Here is a 16,384-nt window from a genome sequence, read left to right as displayed (position 1 = left end):
AGACGATCAGGCGTTGAGCTCCATGTTGCCGTCGTCGTAGTTGTAGTCGTAGTTCCCACTGACGTTGGTGTTGTTCCAGCCCAGGCCGGCGGTGTTGGCGGGATCCCCCTCGACACGCATCTTGATGCCCGGCCACTCGCCCGACGGCTGCAGGTTCAACGGCGCCGAGGTGACCTTCGTCAGGTCAGACTTCAGCGAGTTGGCCGAGCCCGCCCAGTCGGAGTCGTACGGGTCGGTCTGCTTGGTCAGCCACGCCTGCAGGCTCTCGAGGTTGTCGGCCAGCGGAATGCCGTTCCTGGCGAAGGCCCACTGGTCATACATCGTTCCGTTGACCTTGGTGGAGTAGCCCTTGTCGGTGATCGAGGCCCGCGAGTAGCTCTTCGGCAGACGGTTGCGAACGGTGTCGATCGAGAGCTTGGTGTTCTGCCAGATGTAGGCGTTCATCAGGCTCGTCTGGTCACAGGTCTCACCCTGCGACTGGGCCAGCCCCTTCAGCTCGACGAGGGCCTTCATCTGGGTGGGCAGCACGTTCTTGTACTCTTGGCCGCCCTCGCCTCCCCAGTCGTCGAGCTTGAGGTGGTTGTGGACGGTGTCGTGGGTGTCCTGCACCTTGGTGCCGACCTTCTCCCACTTGTCCTTCATCTCGCCGAGCTTCTTGGCCACACCGTCGTTGGGCTCGAACTTGGTGGAGAGTTCCTGCTCAATGAAGGTCACCGCGTCGGTGATCCGCTTGTCGAGCTTGTTGATGTCGTCGTTGAACTTCTCCACCTCGTCACACCAAGCGGTGTCGGCCACCGTCTTGGCCGTGGTCTGGGCCTCCCACTTCTCACCGTTGGTCCAGACCGTGGTGATGCGGGACTTGAGGTCTTCCCACGCCTTGTTGAGGGTGTACATGTCGATCAGCTCGGGGAAGCTGCCGCCGCCACCGTCGTCCATTGTCATGACCATGTCGTGTCGCCTTTCGTCTCGTCGGGAGGGTCAGTCGTTGATGCCGGCAGCGCTGGTGCTCTGCTCCGAGGCCAGATCGCGGTAGCCCTGGGCGTCGCGCGCCAGGCCGGTCTGGATCTCGGTGAACACCGTGGAACCGCTGGTGGCCCACTGGCCGGTGGTGGTCTGCAGCGTGGTGTAGTTCTCGGTCGGCGGGCTGATGAACCCCATGTTGGGGGGTGCGGTCAGGGCCGCGATGTCGGTGTTCACGCTGGTCATGTCCTGGGCCAGCTTGCCCCAGCCCGACCCGGCCTGATCCATCGCGTCGGGGCTGTGAGCCGTGCCCGCACCACCCGACCCGGTCGGCATGCTCCCCGACCCGCTCGGCGAGCTCGGCATGCTGCCGGGGCCGCTCGGGCTGGTGGGAGGAGTGAACCCAGGGCTCGTCGAGTCCGAGGGGTCGGGCGCCGGCGGCGGGGTGTAGCCGGGAGGGTTCGAGCCGGGATCGGTCGAGTCGAAGCCGCCGGGCGGGGTGTAACCGGGAGGGTTCGAACCGGGATCGGTCGGGTCATAACCGCCGGGCGGGGTGTACCCGGGAGGGTTCGAACCGGGATCGGTCGGGTCATAACCGCCGGGCGGGGTGTACCCGGGAGGATTCGAACCGGGATCGGTCGGGTCATAACCACCGGGCGGGTTGTAACCGGGGTCGCCCGGGTGCGGGATCGGGTTGCCGTTCTCGTCGATGTCGGCGATGCCGTCACCATCGACATCGATGCCACCGGCCACCTTCGTGCCCGCGGCAGAGGTGCCGAAGCCACCGGGGGTGTAGCCAGCACCGGCGCCCGCGAGGCCGCCAGCGCCCAGGCCACCGCCGGCACCCAGACCGCCGCCGGCACCCACGCCACCGGAGCCGAGACCGGCTCCGCCGCCCACACCGGCACCGCCGGGTCCGTAACCGCCGGGCATGACGCCGCCGGGGCCCATGCCGGTACCGCCGGCGCCCACGCCGGTCGAACCCGCGCCTGCTCCAGCGCCACCGCGGGCGCCACCCATGCCCTGGGGAGGCATCATCATGGGCGAACCGCCACCCTTGCCGCCACCCTTGCCGCTGGCGCCATTGGGGTCGATCAAGGCCTCGTAGACGTCGAGCTCACTGAGCTCGTCATCGCTGTCGGCGCGGTATCCGTCGACGCCGCTCTCCTGCGCGCGCTGCTTGCGCTCCTGCTCGGACAGTTCCCAACGCTTGTCGCTCATCAGTGGAATCCTCGCTTCATCAGGGACTTCATTTCGGTACGGATTGAACTCAATTCCTCGAACAGCTCGTCGCGCTCACCGGGTTCGTACGTGCCGGGTCGCACGCGCGCCTTGGCCTCGGCCGCCGCGGCCGTGACCGCCGTGGTGACCTCACGCACGCGGGCACCCTCGAGCCAGGCACCGTCGAAGGTGATGCCGAGGTAGCGGCCCGTGTGGTCCATGGTCACCACCACCTTGTCGCCGCCGGCACGGCCGACGGCCTGCTCCGCATGCCAGACGCCGTGACCCTCGCTGTCGTCCAGCTGGTCGAAGCGCTGCATCACCTGGTCGGACCGGCGCTGGAGGCGGGCCAGGTCGTCCCAGGCGATCGGACGAGTCGCCGGCTCGGCCTCGGCGCCATCGAGATTGACGCGGCCGTCGGTGTGGGTCTCGGTGCGGTCGACGTTGTTGATGGACACGAAGGCCGCCGAGAAGGCTCGGGTGAGCGCTTCCGCGCCGGTACCGGCCGAGGAGGGCAGTCGATCGCGCCAGTTCGGCGACATCCGCACCTTGGTGATGGCGCGGTCGGCATCGATCCAGACGCGCACCATGCCCAGGGGGTCGGCGAAGGGCTTGTCGTAGTTGATCGAGCCGTCCTCGAGCATGCGACGCGAACTCGCGAACTCGTCGCCGTCCTCGGCGTCGGAGTCAGCCTCGAGGCTTCCCATGGACATCGGGGCCAGCGGGTCGTACTCGTCCCACTCCTCGGTCATGCTCACGTCCTCCAGGTCGCTCCAATTGGTCACGACGTTCCCCTTCCCGGTTCTGCGCCTCTCTCAGGTTGCCACGAGAGGGGGTCGCTTCAGGGTTGACGGAGGTGACTTCGAGGAGGTTCCCGGATTCAGTCGCCGAAATCGGTGGCCGTGGTCAGTCGCGGCGCAGACGACGGTGCTTCGAGGCGTGCGGACGGGCCGCCTCGGCCCCGAGCCGCTCGACCTTGTTGGCCTCGTAGTCGGCGAAGTTGCCCTCGAACCAGAACCAGTCGGCCTCGTCCTCCGAGGTGCCCTCCCACGCCAGGATGTGGGTGGCGACGCGGTCGAGGAACCAGCGGTCGTGGCTGATCACCACGGCGCAGCCCGGGAACTCGAGCAGGGCGTCCTCCAGCGACGACAGGGTCTCGACGTCGAGGTCGTTGGTGGGCTCGTCGAGCAGCAGCAGGTTGCCACCCATCTTCAGCGTCAGCGCCAGGTTCAGCCGGTTGCGCTCACCGCCCGACAGCACGCCCGAGAGCTTCTGCTGGTCGGGGCCCTTGAAGCCGAAGCTGGCCACGTAGGCGCGGCTGGCCATCTCGAAATTGCCGACCTTGATGAAGTCGAGACCGTCGGAGACCACCTCCCAGACGTTCTTGGCCGGGTCGAGGCCGGAGCGGCTCTGGTCGACGTAGCTGATCTTCACGGTCTGGCCCAGCTTGAGGTCACCGGAGTCGGGCTGCTCCTCACCGACGATCATGCGGAACAGGGTCGACTTGCCGACACCGTTCGGGCCGATGATGCCGACGATGCCGGCGCGCGGCAGCGTGAAGTCCAGGTCGTTGATCAGGATGCGGTCGCCGAAACCCTTGGTGAGGTCGACGGCCTGCAGCACGTCGTTGCCCAGCCGGGGGCCGGCGGGAATGTTGATGTCGGCCGTGTCGATCTTGCGGCTGCGCTCCGCCTCGGCCGCCAGTTCCTCGTAGCGGGCCAGACGGGCCTTGTTCTTGGCCTGGCGAGCCTTCGGGGACGAGCGCACCCACTCGAGCTCGCGCTCGAGCACCTTGGCCCGCTTGGCGTCCTTCTGGCCCTCGATCTGCAGGCGCTTGCGCTTGGTCTCGAGGTAGGTCGAGTAGTTGCCCTCGTAGGGGTGCAGGCGACCGCGGTCGATCTCGCAGATCCAGCTGGCGACATTGTCGAGGAAGTAGCGGTCGTGGGTGACGGCCAGCACGGCGCCCGGGTAGTTCTTGAGGTGACCCTCGAGCCAGTTCACGCTCTCGGCGTCGAGGTGGTTGGTGGGCTCGTCGAGCAGCAGCAGGTCGGGCTGCTGCAACAGCAGCTTGCACAGCGCCACGCGGCGGCGCTCACCACCGGAGAGCACGTCGACCGGCGAGTCGCCGGGCGGGCAGCCCAGTGCCTCCATCGCCTGGGCCAGCTGGGCGTCGATGTCCCACGCCTGACGGTGGTCGAGCTCGGTCTGCAGCTTGCCCATCTCGTCCATCAGGGCGTCGAAGTCGGCGTCGGGATCGCCGAAGGAGTCGGAGATCTCGTTGAACCGGGTGAGCATGGCCTTGGTCTCGGCCACGGCCTCCTCGACGTTCTCCCAGACCGTCTTGTCCTCGGTGAGGGGCGGCTCCTGCAGCAGGATGCCGACGGTGGCACCCTTGGCCAGCTGCGCCTCGCCGTTGTTCGGACGATCCAGGCCCGCCATCAGCTTGAGCATGGTCGACTTGCCGGCACCGTTGGGGCCGACGACACCGATCTTCGCTCCGGGGTAGAAGCTGAGGGTGACGTCGTCGAGAATCACCTTCTCGCCGACGGCCTTGCGGACGTTGTGCATGGTGTAGATGAACTCAGCCATGGGGAGCGCGTTTCCTTCGCATCGACATCAGACGGCCGCGCCGATGCACCGAAGGGTCGGGGCGGCGCGGGCCGTCGTCCAGTATGCCAGTGAACCGCGTCGCCAGCCCCCTCCCCCCGGCGGACAGGTGGTGCACTCAGGCGGGGTCGGGCACCACCTCGTCGACGGTGTCGTCGACCACCAGGTCGATCGGCTCCCCGGGCGAGGCCGGCGACTGCGCCGAGCGTTCGTTGCGGCGGAAGGTGCTGACCCCGCGGTTGAGGTCGTGGCCCACCGCCGAGGCCTCGACGATCAGGCGGTCCTGCTTGACTCCCTCGGGGTCTTGCCAGACGTGGGTGCGCAGTCGTCCGGTGACGACCACGGGGTCGCCCTTGCGCAGACTCTCGGCGACGTTGCGGGCCAGTCGGTTCGAGGCGCGCACCGAGATCCAGGTCGTCTCGCCGTCGGACCACTCTCCCCCGCGGCGGACGCGGGGCGTGCAGGCGAGCCGGAATCGGGCGAGCACCCAGTCGTCGCCGGTGAAGGTCTCGATGTCGGTGCCGATATTGCCCGACAGGCTGATGGTTGCGTCCATGACATCTCCTCTGATGATGGGCCCCGCGGTGGGGCCTCACACCTGAGTTGTGGTCGGCGAGGCCCGATTCGTCCCAAGAAGTTCTGCGGCCTGTGGACAACTCTTCGACCGACCCGCGGGCTGTGGACAACCCACTAGCCTGTGTCTCCATGAGCACACGCGACGGCATCCTCGCCTGCCCGGTGTGTGGCGATCGGCTGCGGCTGCACGACCGGGTGGCCCGGTGTGAGGCCAACCACAGCTTCGACCAGGCTCGCGACGGGCACCTGCACCTGCTGACGCCGGGCAAGTCGCGCCAGCGCGCCCAAGGCGACGACCAGCAGATGGTGGCAGCCCGGCGGGCCTTCCTCGATCGCGGCCACTACGCGGTGCTGAGCGAGGGGTTGCACCAGTGGGTGGGTGAGCTCGCCCCCGAGACCCTGCTCGACGTGGGCTGCGGTGAGGGCACGTTCACCGAGGCCATGCTGGCGGCGCTGCCCGCAGCGGCCGACGCGCCGCCCCACGACGACCACCTGGTCGCCTTCGACATCTCGCGCCCCGCCATGAAGCTCACCGCGCGGCGGGTGCCCCGGGCGGTGGCGGCCGTGGCCTCGGTGAACCAGTTGCCCGCCGTGGATGCGTCCGTCGACCTGCTCACCAGCGTGATGTCACCGGTCTTCGCGCCCGAGTTCGAGCGGGCTCTGGCGCCGGGTGGCCGCGTGCTGCTGGTCACCCCGGGCGACACCCACCTGGCCGAGCTGCGCGCCCAGTTGTACCGCGACTACCGTCCCCACGACGAGCAGGTGCTGCTCGCCGAGTCCTGGCCGGTGCTCGAGCAGCGACGCTTCGTCGGACGAGCCACGCTCACCTCGAACGAGGAGGTCATGCAGGTCTGGGGCATGACCCCCTACCGGTGGAACGCCCCGGCCGACGGTGTGGAGCGCATCCAGGCGCTGCCGGGCCTCGAGATCACCGTGCACTTCGTGGGGACGCTGCTGGCGGCGCCAGCACCGAACTGATCCCACCCCACACGTGGGCGAGGTAGGCCGGGTCGGACCACGCCGAACCCCGGTGCCCCAGCGCCGTGTACCAGGTGGAACCGGCGCCCACTCGTCCGCGCCAACACAGCGCACGGCCGGGCTCGTCGGCGAGTTCCAACAACGGTTCCACCCCGACGGGTGGGGCCTCGAACTCGTACCATTCGTCCGACCAGGACCACGGCTTCGGCAGCGGCGCGACCGAGGGATGGTCGGGCTCAACCGGAACCAGGTCACGGCGGACGTCATTGATGGCCGGATGACCGGCGAACCTGGCCCCGATCAGCTCGAGGTAGGCGGGCCAGGTGCGCTCTGCACCCGTGGAGTTGTGCACCCCGGCGAACCCGCAACCGGCCTCGACGGCGGCCTGCAGGGCCGCCCGCTGGGACTCGCGCAGGATCTCGCCGTTGCACTGGTGGAAGACGACCGCCCGCACCCCGGCGAGCCCGGCGGGGTTGAGTACCGACGTGTCCTCGGTGTGCTCCATGGTCAGCTCGTGCGAGGCTGCCAGTCGACGCAGGGCGGGCACACCCGCCTCGATGGCCTCGTGGTGGCGGAACGCGTTCGGGTGGGTGGCGGTGAGCACCAGGAGATCGGCCATGTCAGCGCACCTTCGCCAGACCGGCGCGGGCGGTGCGCAGGCGCGCGAGCTCGGCATTCACCGGCGCGATCACCTGCTTCTCGGCCACGGCGGCGATCTGCTTGGTGAGCACGCTCTGCGCGCGCCGCGCCTTGGCCCGGGCGGTGACCTCGACGAAGACCCGGCTGATCAGCGCCAGCACCAGCCCGGCACCCACCCCGCCGATCACCAGCCATGTCGGCAGCGGCAGTCGGTGCCACACGTAGCTGGGCAACGGCGGGAACTGGAAGTAGGCCAGCACCACGTCGGCCGCCAACCACAGCAGCCCGGCGGCCAGCACCGCCACCAGAATCCACTGGATCACCTGCACTGCCCGCCAGTACCCGAAGCCGCGGTCCATCGCCAGATCGGTGGTGGTCACGGCTCGATCGAGTTCGTCTGGCAGCGCGGCCTCGTGCTGGCGCGAGGCCCGGCGCACGGCGTCCTGCCAGCCGCGGGGCAGACCGGCGGCCGCATCGTCCGAGAGCGCCCTGACGGCCGAATCGACCCGCGCCTTCGACGCCCCGTGACCGCTGTCGAGCGCCGATCGTTGGACGCGGACCGGTTCGAGCGCCTTGCGACCACGGCCCACCGGCAGCCGGTCGAGGTGCAACCGCCTCAGCGGGTCGGGACGAAACGACCCCAGCCAGGCCAGCACGGGCCACCCGGTGACCAGCCCACCGCGGCGGCGGGTGGAGGCCAGCACTGCCTCGGTGACCACGTCGACGCCGGCGGCCTCGGCGAGGGCACGGTTCAACTGGCGGCGCTTCCCGGCGGAGACTTCCAGATCGCCGCCGGAGCCCAGCTCGGGCGCCAACCGGTCGGCCACCCGGGTGAGGTCGGCCCCGATGCGACGCGCGACCGCCTGCTTCTGCTTGACCAGGTCGAGCAGCAGCGAGCGCAACTCGTCGACTCCTTGGCCGGTGGTGGCCGAGACGGCGGCGATCCGTGCCTTGCCCAGCCCCTCGGAGTCCAGCAGCCGGCGCAGGTCGGCGACGCAGGCCCGCACTTGCTCGGGGGTGAGCCGGTCGATCTGGTTGAGCACCACCACCATCACCTCGGAGTGCCCGGCGAGCGGCTTGAGATAGGCGTCGTGCAGCGCGGCGTCGGCGTACTTCTGCGGGTCGACGACCCAGATCATCAGGTCGACCAACTCGACCAGCCGGTCGACCTCGGCGCGATGGGCCAGCTCGGTCGAGTCGTGGTCGGGCAGGTCGAGCAACACCAAGCCATCGCGTTCGCCCTGCCTGCCACCGCGGCCGGCGGGAACGGACTCGACCTGGTGGCGCCGGGGCACCTGCAGCCAGTCGAGCAGTTCGGCGGGGGCCGTCGGACCCCAGGTCGCTGACATCGCCTTCGAGGTGGTCGGGCGGCGCATGCCCGGTTCGGCCAGGCTGGTGCCCGACAGCGCGTTGAACAGGCTGGACTTGCCCGACCCGGTGGCACCCGCCAGCGCCACCACCGTGTGGTCACCCGAGAGGGCCAGTCGTCCGCCCGCCCGGTCGACCAGGTCGGCGGCCTCGCGGGCCAGGTCGGGGTCGATGCGTCCTCCCGCCTGGTCGACGACCTCACGCAGGGCTCGGAGCCGGTCGGCGACCGGTGACTGCTTGGCCATCAGCGCTCCTCCCCCCGCTCGACGAGTTCGGCGTCGACCACGTCGGGAGCCTCGCCCGTCACCTGCTGCACGGTCACCACGGGTTCGTGTAAACCGGCCGTCAGCTCGCCGGCGGTGTCGATGCCGCTGGTCAGCGCCCGTTCGTCGGCGTAGCCCGACGCCCGTTCCTGTTCGACCCGATCGACCGCCTCGCGCAGGGCGTCGGCCTGGTGCTCGTCGGTCTGCAGTTCGCCCAACAGGGCCTCGTAGCGTGCCAGTTCGGTGGCCATCAGCGCCTCGATGCGCTGGTCGAGATCGGCCTTGGCGCGCTCGGCCAGCGACCGCACCGCGTCGTCACCGATGATCCCTTCGAGCAGCCGCTGGGCGAGCACCGAGGTGCCGCCGGCGACGCCGATCTCGGCGCCGGTCAGTCCGCCGGTGTGCGCGAAGATCGCCACCATCAGCGCCACTCCGGCGCCGTTCACGCCGAAGGCGAGCAGCCGGGCCTTCGACCGCTTGTCCATGCCCTCGTCGGCCACCAGTTCGATGACGTCGCCCTGCCAGTCGCGAATGGCCCTGGCCACCTTCGTGGGGAAGTCGGACGAGGCCCGCGCCAGGTCTTCTCGTCCGTGGGAGGTGGCGTGGCGGGCGAGCAGCGACCGACCGGCCGGGGTGGAGCGCCAGGCGGCCTCGGCGCGCTCGGCGGCCGCCTCGCCCTCTTCGCGCACGAGGGCCTCGAGCCCGTTCTCGACGGCCACCTTCATCTTGTCGACCTCCGGCGGCTTGCCGACGATCGTGCCCCAGACCCGGTCGCGCAGCCACGACAGCTTCTGGTCGAGGGCCCGCAGGAACTCCCCCGTGCCGACCAGCTCGTGCCAGCGGGCGAGCACCTCGCCGCGCAGCAGCGTGCCGTCGGCCGACTGCACCGCCACCTGGCGGGCCGCCTCGGCGTAGGCGGAGCGGGCATCGTCGCGCAGGCTGGCGAGCGCCTCGGCCTGCTCGTCGACGGCCGTGGCCAGCGCTGGCACCCGGCCGGCCATCGAGGTGATCGCGCCGTCGAGGGTCTGCAGGACCACCTGCTGACGGGTGCGGGAGTCGGCGGCCAGACCCGCGAGCCAGCCGCGGATCGGTGACACGGCCGAGTCGGGCAGAAGTCCGTCGGCGTCGGTGGTCGTCTCGGGCACCGCGAACAGCGGGGAGTCGGCCAGCCCGCGTTCGGTCATCATCTGCCCCAGATGGGTCGGCACCTCGGTCATGGCGGCCGGCGGCACCCGGTCGAGCACCACGGCCACGGCGGCGCGGCGCTCGACGGCCTGCTTGAGGAAGTCCCACGGCACGGCATCGGCGTAGCGGGCGGCCGAGGTGACGAACAACCACAGGTCGGCGGCCTGCAGCAGTTGGGCGGCCAGCACCCGGTTGCGCTCCTCGACGGAGTCGATGTCGGGGGCATCGAGAATGGCCAGCCCCGGCGGCAGGCTCGGCTCGGCCACCAGTTTCAGCGAGTTCTGGTCGTGCGACGACACCCGGGAACGAATCAACCCGGGCAGGATGCGCTCGTCGTCGAACCAGTGCTCGTCGTCGGGGTGGTGGATCAGCACGGGCGACTTCGTGGTCGGACGAATCACCCCCGGCGTGGTGACGGTGCGCCCGACGAGGGAGTTCACCAGGGTCGACTTGCCCGCGCCGGTCGACCCGCCGACCACGGCGAGCAGCGGCGCATCGATGGTCGCCAGCCGGGGCAGCACGTAGTCGTCGAGCTGGTGCACGAGGTCACGGGCCGCGCGGCGATGGTCGGCCACACCGGGCAGTTCGATGGGCAGCGTGACCGGGACCAGCGCCGATCGCAGCCCCGTCAGTGCCGCCGCAAGTTGTTGTGAACCCATGGGCACAGGGTGTCAGAGATCAGGTCACGCCGTCATCGATCGACGCGCGCGCAGCCATGCCAGCGGGTTCGGCACGCGCACGCGTTCACCGGCCGTCGAGGTCACGGCCACCTGGCGGTCACTGCGGATGGACTCGAGCAGTTCACGGGCGCGTTCGTAGCCGATCTGGTCGACGAGCCCCAGCACCATCGAGTCGCGCAGGTAGGCCAACTCGGTCATGTGGCGCATCACCCGAATGGTGGCGGGCAGGCGGGTCGGCTGGCTGACCGCGATCACCAGCATCCACAGCCGCCGCCGCAGGCTGGAATACACGGCCGGGTCGCCGGGCAACAACCAGCCGAAGCGCACCAGGTCGTCCAATCGGGCGCGCACGCGACCACCCTCGCGGATCATCCAGAGGATCAGGGTGCCGGCGAGCACCGCGACCACGGCCAGGGCCATGAACCAGTACTTCTTGGCCTCGTCGGTCGACATCACCGAGGCGACGCCGTTGAAGAGCATGTGGCCGAGCGCGCCCGCGAGGAAGCCGGTGATCGGGGCCAGGATGCGCACTAACTTGCTGCGGTGGCGCAGCCCGAACAGGATGCCGATCGCGATCAGGGTGGTGAAGAAGGGATGCCCGAACGAGGTGTAGATGCCGCGCAGCTTCACCAGGCTCATCAGGGCCTGCTCGGCGTCGCCGGCCTCGATGGTGCGCGATGCGTACTCGTAACCGCGGGCGTAGTAGAGGATGTTCTCGGTGAAGGCGAAGCCCACGGCCGACAGCCCCGCCAGGCAGACGCTCTGCATCACCGACACGATGCGGTAGCGCACCAGCACGGCGAGCGCGAACACGATGGTGGCCTTCGAGAACTCCTCGACGAACGGGGCCACGAACACGGCCGGACGAGCACCCGTCGACGGGTCACCGTTGCCCTGCACGCTGAGCAGTTCCCCGGCCCAGGAGTTGACGTGGATCGAGATCCAGGTGGAGAAACAGGCACCCCAGACCAGGGCGATCAGCCACATGGCGATCCGGTTCTTGCGGAACCGGTCGAACCACAGGAACAGCAGCGTCCAGGCGACGGCGGTGGGCCAGGCGTACTTGGCGCCGATCTGGATCGACTGGTTGGTGATGCCGGGCACCGTGCCGCCCTCGACCTCACGGTCGGCGTGGATCATCCAGTACATGTCGAACAGACCGAGGAATCCGAGGATGGCGGTCACCAGCAGGGCCCACGTCCAGGGGCTGCGCAGCAGGCGCAGGTACCAGGGGCGAGGCGGCTGGGCGCGGGGCACTCCGGAAAGGATGCGGGCGCGGCGCTCCAGACGTGCTGACGACATGTGGGCAAGACTAGCGAGTGGGCGGAGCAGGGACCGGTGCGCCTAGACTGACGTCTCTGGCCCCAGTAGCTCAGCGGATAGAGCAACAGCCTTCTAATCTGTCGTGCGCAGGTTCGATTCCTGCCTGGGGCGCACGTGCACCACGGCTGACAGGCCACGACGAACAGGCCACGACGAACAGAAGGGGGCGCCCCCGGTGCCGCAGACCAACGAGATGCTCGTCTGGATCGATTGCGAGATGACGGGGCTCGACCTCACCACCGATGCGCTGGTCGAGGTGGCCGCCCTGGTCACCGACGGCGACCTGAACGTGCTCGGCGAGGGCGTCGACGTGCTGATCAAGCCGCCCGCCGAGGCGCTGCAGCAGATGGGCGACTTCGTGCGCACCATGCACACCACCTCGGGGTTGTTGGACGAGCTCGAGGCCGGCCTGACCATGGCCGAGGCCGAGCGACTCGTCCTCGATTACGTGCAGGAGCACGTGCCCACCGCGCGGAAGGCCCCGCTGGCGGGCAACACCATCGGCACCGATCGCATGTTCCTCGCCCGCGACATGCCCGCCCTCGAGGGCCACGTGCACTACCGCAACGTCGACGTCAGCTCCATCAAGGAACTCGCCCGCCGCTGGTACCCCAAGGCGTACTACAACTCCCCCGCCAAGTCGGGCAACCACCGCGCGCTGGCCGACATCCAGGAGTCGATCGAGGAACTGCGCTACTACCGCGACGCCATCTTCGTGCCGGTCGCACCGACGACGCAGATGGCCCGCGAGGCGGCGCTGCGCCACCAGGGGGCGCTCACGGGGGCGGTGGCGGACGGTGCCTCCGACCCGGCAGCAGACGCAGATAGCGACGACCCCAGCTCCCTGATCTGAGTCGCGCAGGCCTCCGATTGGCGCCGACCGGTGCGGGCCGGTATATTCTCCTGAGCCGGTTTCGACCGGCGTGACGTGTGGCCGTGGTGGGTATAGCTCAGTGGTAGAGCGCCGCGTTGTGGTCGCGGATGTCGCGGGTTCAAATCCCGTTACTCACCCCACACGGACCACCCCCGAGCCCGTGCCACAATGTTCCGCATGGCTGCTCCTCGACTTCCCTTTCGCCCGCCGAAGCCGGGAACCCTGAGCCGCATCCGGCTGGGTGCCGCGACCGCCGCCGGCAAGGCCGCAGCCCTCGCCTCCCGTGTGACCGGACGAGGCACCGGCGCGTCCATCCAGGGCACCGTGTTGCTGCGCATCGACCCCAAGGCGCTGGGCAAACTGCTCGCCGACCGCCGCGTCGCCAGCGTGTCGGGCACCAACGGCAAGACCACCACCACCCACCTGCTCACGGCGGCCGTGCGCGCCAGCGTCGCCAACCCCGACGAGGTGGTCACCAATGCCGACGGCGCCAACCTGCACCACGGCATCGCGTCGGCCCTGTCGAACCACCCCGAGGCGGGCATCGCGGTGCTCGAGACCGACGAGCGCGTGGTCGCGACCGTCATTGAGTTGGGCAAGCCCGAGGTGCTGGTGCTGCTCAACTTCTCCCGCGACCAGTTGGACCGCCACCACGAGATCAAGGCGCTCGGACGATCGTGGCGGCTCGCGCTGCAGGCCGCCGGCGACTCGGGCCCCGTCGTGGTGGCCAATGCCTGCGACCCGCTCGTGGTCTGGTCGTCCGCGCCGGCCCGGCGCACCATCTGGATCGACACCGGCGACGTCTGGAACGAGGACGCCGCGCTCTGCCCCGAGTGCGGCACGGTGCTCGTCCGCACCCAGGAGGCCGACCGACCCCGCTGGGACTGCCCCGGCTGCGAGTTGACCCAACCCACGGCCGACTACACCGTCGCCGGCGACGAGGTCTCCGACCCCAACGGGCGCGTGTTCACCCTCGACCTGCAGGTGCCCGGGCGCTTCAACCGCGCCAACGCCGCCTGCGCCCTGGCCGCTGCCCGTGCGATGGGCGTGCCCGCCGCGACCGCGCTGGCCGGCATGGCGACCGTCACCTCGCCCGCCGGACGCTACGCGGTGGCCATGATCGGTGGCGCCCAGGCGAAGCTGCTGCTGGCGAAGAATCCGGCCGGCTGGGCCGAGTCGCTGCCCCTGGCCACCACCGACACGGTCGTGCTCGCGATCGACTCCGCGGCCGCCGACGGGCGCGACGTCTCGTGGCTGTGGGACGTGCGCTACGAGCAGTTGGCCGGACGAACCGTGGTCGCGACCGGCCCGCGGGCCCAGGATCTCGCGGTGCGGTTGAAGCACGCCGGGGTCGAGCACGTCGTCGAGCCCGACCTGGCGGCGGCGTTCGCCCGCCCCGAGGTGCGGGCCGACGAGGGGGCCGTCGACGTGATCGCCACCTACACCCCGTTCCAGCGGCTGCGGAAGCTTGGAGGTCTCGCATGAGCCGGATCGTTGACGGACCCGTCAAGCTGGTGCTCGTGTACCAGTCCCTGCTGGGCATCTACGGTGACCGCGGCAACGCGACCGTGCTCACCAAGCGCCTCGAGTGGCGCGGCATCGACCACGAACTGATCGTCGTCGAGCCCGGGGACGAGGTGCCGGCCGACGGCCACGTCTACCTGCTCGGCGGCGGTGAGGACATGGCGCAGATCTCGGCCGTGAAGGCGCTGCGCGCCGACGGCAACCTGTTCCGGGCCGTCGAGGGCGGCGCCGCCCTGTTCGCGGTGTGCGCCGGCTACCAGATCTGCGGCACCAGCTTCACCGTGGGCGACCACGACGAGGTGATCGAGGGGCTCGGGCTGCTCGACGTGACCACCCGCCGCGGACCGGCGCGTGCGGTCGGCGAGATCCTCACCCGCTGGCAACGCCCCGACGGCACCAGCTACGAGCTGACGGGATTCGAGAACCACGGCGGCCACACCACCCTGGGCCCGGACGCCACTCCCCTGGCCATGGTCGAGGTGGGCGTCGGCAACAACGGCGACGGCACCGAGGGCGCCCAGCAGGGCACGGTGCTGGGCACCTACCCCCACGGGCCGGTGCTCGCCCGCAACCCCGAACTGGCCGACCACGTGCTGCGCTTGGGCACCGGGCTCGAGCTGGAACCGCTGGTCGTCCCCGAGGTCGACGAGCTGCGTCGCCAGCGGATCGCAGCCGTCCGCAAGCGCTGATTTCACAAACGGCGCCCCGATGCTCTAAAGTTTCTTCTCGCGCACCGCTAGCTCAACTGGCAGAGCAGCTGACTCTTAATCAGCGGGTTCAGGGTTCAAGTCCCTGGCGGTGTACCACGAAGAAGGCCTTGTGAGATCTCTCTCACAAGGCCTTTTCGTTGTCAGCTTCGGATCAGGCCTTGCGGCCGGCTTGGACGATCGCCCGCACCCCGACCAGCAGAGCCACGGTGCCGACGACGGCGGCGCCCAGCATCAACAGCCGGTCGACGCGCCAGCCGCGATCGTCCTTGACGGTCGACTTCGCGGCGTCGAACTCGGTCTGCGCGAACGACTTGGCGTCGTTGATCGTCCGCTCCTTGACGGCGGTCGGGTGCACCTCGGTGACCAAGTTCGACAGGTTCGCCGACACCCGGGCACGGCGGGCGGCGATGTCGGCGCGAATCTGGGCGGTGGTGCGGGTGTCGGTGGTGTCGGCCACGGGGGTCTCCCTTGGGTGAGTGCCAGTCGTCGAGCTTGCCAGCCCACCCTAGCGCCACCGGTATCGTGTGGGGCATGAACCATCGCCTCGACCTCGGCTCCCCCGCCCCCGATTTCACCCTTCCGGATGCCACCGGCACCCAGGTTTCGCTCGGTGACTTCGCGGGACGGCGCGTGATCGTCTACTTCTACCCCGCGGCGATGACCCCCGGTTGCACGATCCAGGCGGTCGACTTCACGGCGGCCCAGGCCGACTTCCGCAACGCCGGCTACGAGATCGTGGGCATCAGCCCCGACTCGGTCGACAAGCTCGCCAAGTTCCGCGACAAGGAGGCCCTCGGCGTCACGCTGCTGGCCGACCCCGAGAAGACCTCGCTGAACGCCTACGGCGCCTGGGGCACCAAGATGCTCTACGGCAAGGAGATCACCGGTGTGCTGCGCTCGACCTTCGTGGTCGACGTGGACGACGACGGCCACGGCACCATCGCGCTCGCTCAGTACAACGTGAAAGCCACCGGCCACGTCGACAAGCTGAAGCGCGACCTCGGCATCTGATCAGCCGAACAGACGACTCCAGAACCCCTGCCGCCGGCCGTCGGCGGTCTCGACATGCTGCCCCCGCGCGAGCGGGTACTGCTCGATCAGCCGGTCGATGAAGTCATCGACCTCCTGCGCCCGGTACCCGTCGCGGCGCGCCATCGGGAAGCGCGCCCCGGCCAGCAGCCCCGCCGGGCTCTCGCCGCGCTCCATCCGTTGGGCGACCAGTTCCACGAACTCATCCACGGCCTGCTCGGAGTAACCCTCGTGGGCACGCCGGGAGGTGGGGAAGGTGACGGAGCGGACGTCGTCGGGGCTCAACATGCGCCCCAGCGTAGGACCGCTAGCATGGCGGGCGCTGGCCGGAGTGGTGGAATTGGCAGACACGCAGGATTTAGGTTCCTGTGCCGCAAGGCGTGAGGGTTCAAGTCCCTTCTCCGGCACCGTTTCACATCCCCACCGATCGGTTTTGGTCGTCCATTG

16 protein-coding genes and 4 tRNA genes are annotated in these 16,384 nt (G+C 69.6%); 9 read left to right on the top strand and 11 right to left on the bottom strand.

What is annotated here, in order from left to right:
- Positions 1-6: 6 nt before the first annotated feature.
- The 5 genes from ACSDQ9_RS13145 to ACSDQ9_RS13125 all read right to left on the bottom strand — a co-directional run bounded on the left by ACSDQ9_RS13145 (position 7) and on the right by ACSDQ9_RS13125 (position 5,344).
- On the bottom strand, positions 7-948 hold the full coding sequence (locus tag ACSDQ9_RS13145) for a hypothetical protein (protein WP_435147723.1): 942 nt from the start codon (positions 946-948) through the stop codon (positions 7-9).
- Positions 949-978: 30 nt separating this feature from the next.
- Positions 979-2,181, bottom strand: coding sequence for a hypothetical protein (locus ACSDQ9_RS13140; RefSeq protein WP_435147721.1), 1,203 nt, complete (start codon positions 2,179-2,181; stop codon positions 979-981).
- Entirely contained in the window at positions 2,181-2,966 is a 786-nt protein-coding gene (locus tag ACSDQ9_RS13135; RefSeq protein ID WP_435147719.1) for a hypothetical protein, read from the bottom strand. The genes ACSDQ9_RS13140 and ACSDQ9_RS13135 overlap by 1 nt, the downstream gene beginning before the upstream one ends.
- 121 nt (positions 2,967-3,087) lie before the next feature.
- Positions 3,088-4,770 carry an energy-dependent translational throttle protein EttA gene (gene ettA / locus ACSDQ9_RS13130; RefSeq protein ID WP_435147717.1) on the bottom strand — a complete coding sequence of 561 codons (1,683 nt, stop codon included), beginning with the start codon at positions 4,768-4,770 and terminating at the stop codon, positions 3,088-3,090.
- A 136-nt stretch (positions 4,771-4,906) separates the two neighbouring features.
- Complete coding sequence (locus tag ACSDQ9_RS13125; protein ID WP_435147715.1) at positions 4,907-5,344, bottom strand: single-stranded DNA-binding protein; 438 nt, start codon at positions 5,342-5,344, stop codon at positions 4,907-4,909.
- A gap of 149 nt (positions 5,345-5,493) precedes the next feature.
- Between ACSDQ9_RS13125 and ACSDQ9_RS13120 the strand changes: the two genes are divergently transcribed.
- On the top strand, positions 5,494-6,342 hold the full coding sequence (locus ACSDQ9_RS13120) for a putative RNA methyltransferase (RefSeq protein WP_435147713.1): 849 nt from the start codon (positions 5,494-5,496) through the stop codon (positions 6,340-6,342).
- On the opposite strand, the gene ACSDQ9_RS13115 is transcribed toward ACSDQ9_RS13120, so the two are convergent.
- The 4 genes from ACSDQ9_RS13115 to ACSDQ9_RS13100 are packed head-to-tail and all read right to left on the bottom strand — an operon-like array spanning position 6,293 to position 11,779.
- Positions 6,293-6,961 (bottom strand): ThuA domain-containing protein, encoded by a 669-nt coding sequence (locus tag ACSDQ9_RS13115; protein ID WP_435147711.1) that lies wholly within the window; start codon positions 6,959-6,961, stop codon positions 6,293-6,295. The two genes, ACSDQ9_RS13120 and ACSDQ9_RS13115, sit on opposite strands and share 50 nt — an antisense overlap.
- 1 nt (position 6,962) lies before the next feature.
- Positions 6,963-8,597 carry a YfjP family GTPase gene (locus tag ACSDQ9_RS13110; protein ID WP_435147888.1) on the bottom strand — a complete coding sequence of 545 codons (1,635 nt, stop codon included), beginning with the start codon at positions 8,595-8,597 and terminating at the stop codon, positions 6,963-6,965.
- Positions 8,594-10,456: an ABC transporter gene (locus tag ACSDQ9_RS13105; RefSeq protein ID WP_435147709.1), complete on the bottom strand. Its 1,863-nt coding sequence runs from the start codon at positions 10,454-10,456 to the stop codon at positions 8,594-8,596. The genes ACSDQ9_RS13110 and ACSDQ9_RS13105 overlap by 4 nt, the downstream gene beginning before the upstream one ends.
- A 24-nt stretch (positions 10,457-10,480) precedes the next feature.
- Positions 10,481-11,779 (bottom strand): PrsW family intramembrane metalloprotease, encoded by a 1,299-nt coding sequence (locus ACSDQ9_RS13100; protein WP_435147707.1) that lies wholly within the window; start codon positions 11,777-11,779, stop codon positions 10,481-10,483.
- A 59-nt stretch (positions 11,780-11,838) separates the two neighbouring features.
- On the opposite strand from ACSDQ9_RS13100, the gene ACSDQ9_RS13095 reads away from it, so the two are divergent.
- From ACSDQ9_RS13095 to ACSDQ9_RS13070, 6 genes are all read left to right on the top strand, one after another.
- Positions 11,839-11,911: transfer RNA gene (locus ACSDQ9_RS13095), tRNA-Arg, on the top strand.
- A gap of 82 nt (positions 11,912-11,993) precedes the next feature.
- Positions 11,994-12,653 carry an oligoribonuclease gene (orn, locus tag ACSDQ9_RS13090; RefSeq protein WP_435147886.1) on the top strand — a complete coding sequence of 220 codons (660 nt, stop codon included), beginning with the start codon at positions 11,994-11,996 and terminating at the stop codon, positions 12,651-12,653.
- A gap of 86 nt (positions 12,654-12,739) precedes the next feature.
- Positions 12,740-12,814 (top strand) — tRNA-His (locus ACSDQ9_RS13085).
- 190 nt (positions 12,815-13,004) lie between these two features.
- Positions 13,005-14,159 carry a DUF1727 domain-containing protein gene (locus ACSDQ9_RS13080; protein ID WP_435147884.1) on the top strand — a complete coding sequence of 385 codons (1,155 nt, stop codon included), beginning with the start codon at positions 13,005-13,007 and terminating at the stop codon, positions 14,157-14,159.
- Entirely contained in the window at positions 14,156-14,887 is a 732-nt protein-coding gene (locus ACSDQ9_RS13075) for a type 1 glutamine amidotransferase (protein ID WP_435147705.1), read from the top strand. The genes ACSDQ9_RS13080 and ACSDQ9_RS13075 overlap by 4 nt, the downstream gene beginning before the upstream one ends.
- Positions 14,888-14,928: 41 nt before the next feature.
- Positions 14,929-15,004: transfer RNA gene (locus tag ACSDQ9_RS13070), tRNA-Lys, on the top strand.
- A gap of 55 nt (positions 15,005-15,059) precedes the next feature.
- Here the strand turns inward: ACSDQ9_RS13070 and ACSDQ9_RS13065 are convergent.
- Positions 15,060-15,365: a DUF3618 domain-containing protein gene (locus tag ACSDQ9_RS13065; RefSeq protein WP_435147703.1), complete on the bottom strand. Its 306-nt coding sequence runs from the start codon at positions 15,363-15,365 to the stop codon at positions 15,060-15,062.
- Between the two features lie 74 nt (positions 15,366-15,439).
- On the opposite strand from ACSDQ9_RS13065, the gene bcp reads away from it, so the two are divergent.
- A complete protein-coding gene (gene bcp / locus ACSDQ9_RS13060) occupies positions 15,440-15,919 on the top strand; it encodes a thioredoxin-dependent thiol peroxidase (RefSeq protein WP_435147701.1) in 480 nt (159 codons plus the stop codon).
- Here the strand turns inward: bcp and ACSDQ9_RS13055 are convergent, their stop codons facing one another.
- Positions 15,920-16,225, bottom strand: a complete 306-nt coding sequence (locus tag ACSDQ9_RS13055) for a DivIVA domain-containing protein (RefSeq protein ID WP_435147699.1) — start codon at positions 16,223-16,225, stop codon at positions 15,920-15,922. It lies immediately after the preceding gene.
- Between the two features lie 37 nt (positions 16,226-16,262).
- Between ACSDQ9_RS13055 and ACSDQ9_RS13050 the strand changes: the two genes are divergently transcribed.
- A tRNA-Leu gene (locus ACSDQ9_RS13050) sits at positions 16,263-16,344 on the top strand.
- Positions 16,345-16,384: the final 40 nt, after the last annotated feature.

The sequence above is a fragment of the Aestuariimicrobium soli genome, from assembly GCF_051192575.1.
In the GTDB taxonomy this organism is placed as follows: Bacteria; Actinomycetota; Actinomycetes; order Propionibacteriales; family Propionibacteriaceae; genus Aestuariimicrobium; species Aestuariimicrobium soli.
This window is presented reverse-complemented; position numbering and strand designations above follow the sequence as displayed.

Coding starts and splice junctions, on each gene's coding strand:
- ACSDQ9_RS13145 (WP_435147723.1), bottom strand. CDS start 948: ATGGTCATGACAATGGACGACGGTGGCGGCGGCAGCTTCCCCGAGCTG.
- ACSDQ9_RS13140 (WP_435147721.1), bottom strand. CDS start 2,181: ATGAGCGACAAGCGTTGGGAACTGTCCGAGCAGGAGCGCAAGCAGCGC.
- ettA (WP_435147717.1), bottom strand. CDS start 4,770: ATGGCTGAGTTCATCTACACCATGCACAACGTCCGCAAGGCCGTCGGC.
- ACSDQ9_RS13125 (WP_435147715.1), bottom strand. CDS start 5,344: ATGGACGCAACCATCAGCCTGTCGGGCAATATCGGCACCGACATCGAG.
- ACSDQ9_RS13120 (WP_435147713.1), top strand. CDS start 5,494: ATGAGCACACGCGACGGCATCCTCGCCTGCCCGGTGTGTGGCGATCGG.
- ACSDQ9_RS13115 (WP_435147711.1), bottom strand. CDS start 6,961: ATGGCCGATCTCCTGGTGCTCACCGCCACCCACCCGAACGCGTTCCGC.
- ACSDQ9_RS13105 (WP_435147709.1), bottom strand. CDS start 10,456: ATGGGTTCACAACAACTTGCGGCGGCACTGACGGGGCTGCGATCGGCG.
- ACSDQ9_RS13100 (WP_435147707.1), bottom strand. CDS start 11,779: ATGTCGTCAGCACGTCTGGAGCGCCGCGCCCGCATCCTTTCCGGAGTG.
- orn (WP_435147886.1), top strand. CDS start 11,994: ATGCTCGTCTGGATCGATTGCGAGATGACGGGGCTCGACCTCACCACC.
- ACSDQ9_RS13075 (WP_435147705.1), top strand. CDS start 14,156: ATGAGCCGGATCGTTGACGGACCCGTCAAGCTGGTGCTCGTGTACCAG.
- bcp (WP_435147701.1), top strand. CDS start 15,440: ATGAACCATCGCCTCGACCTCGGCTCCCCCGCCCCCGATTTCACCCTT.
- ACSDQ9_RS13055 (WP_435147699.1), bottom strand. CDS start 16,225: ATGTTGAGCCCCGACGACGTCCGCTCCGTCACCTTCCCCACCTCCCGG.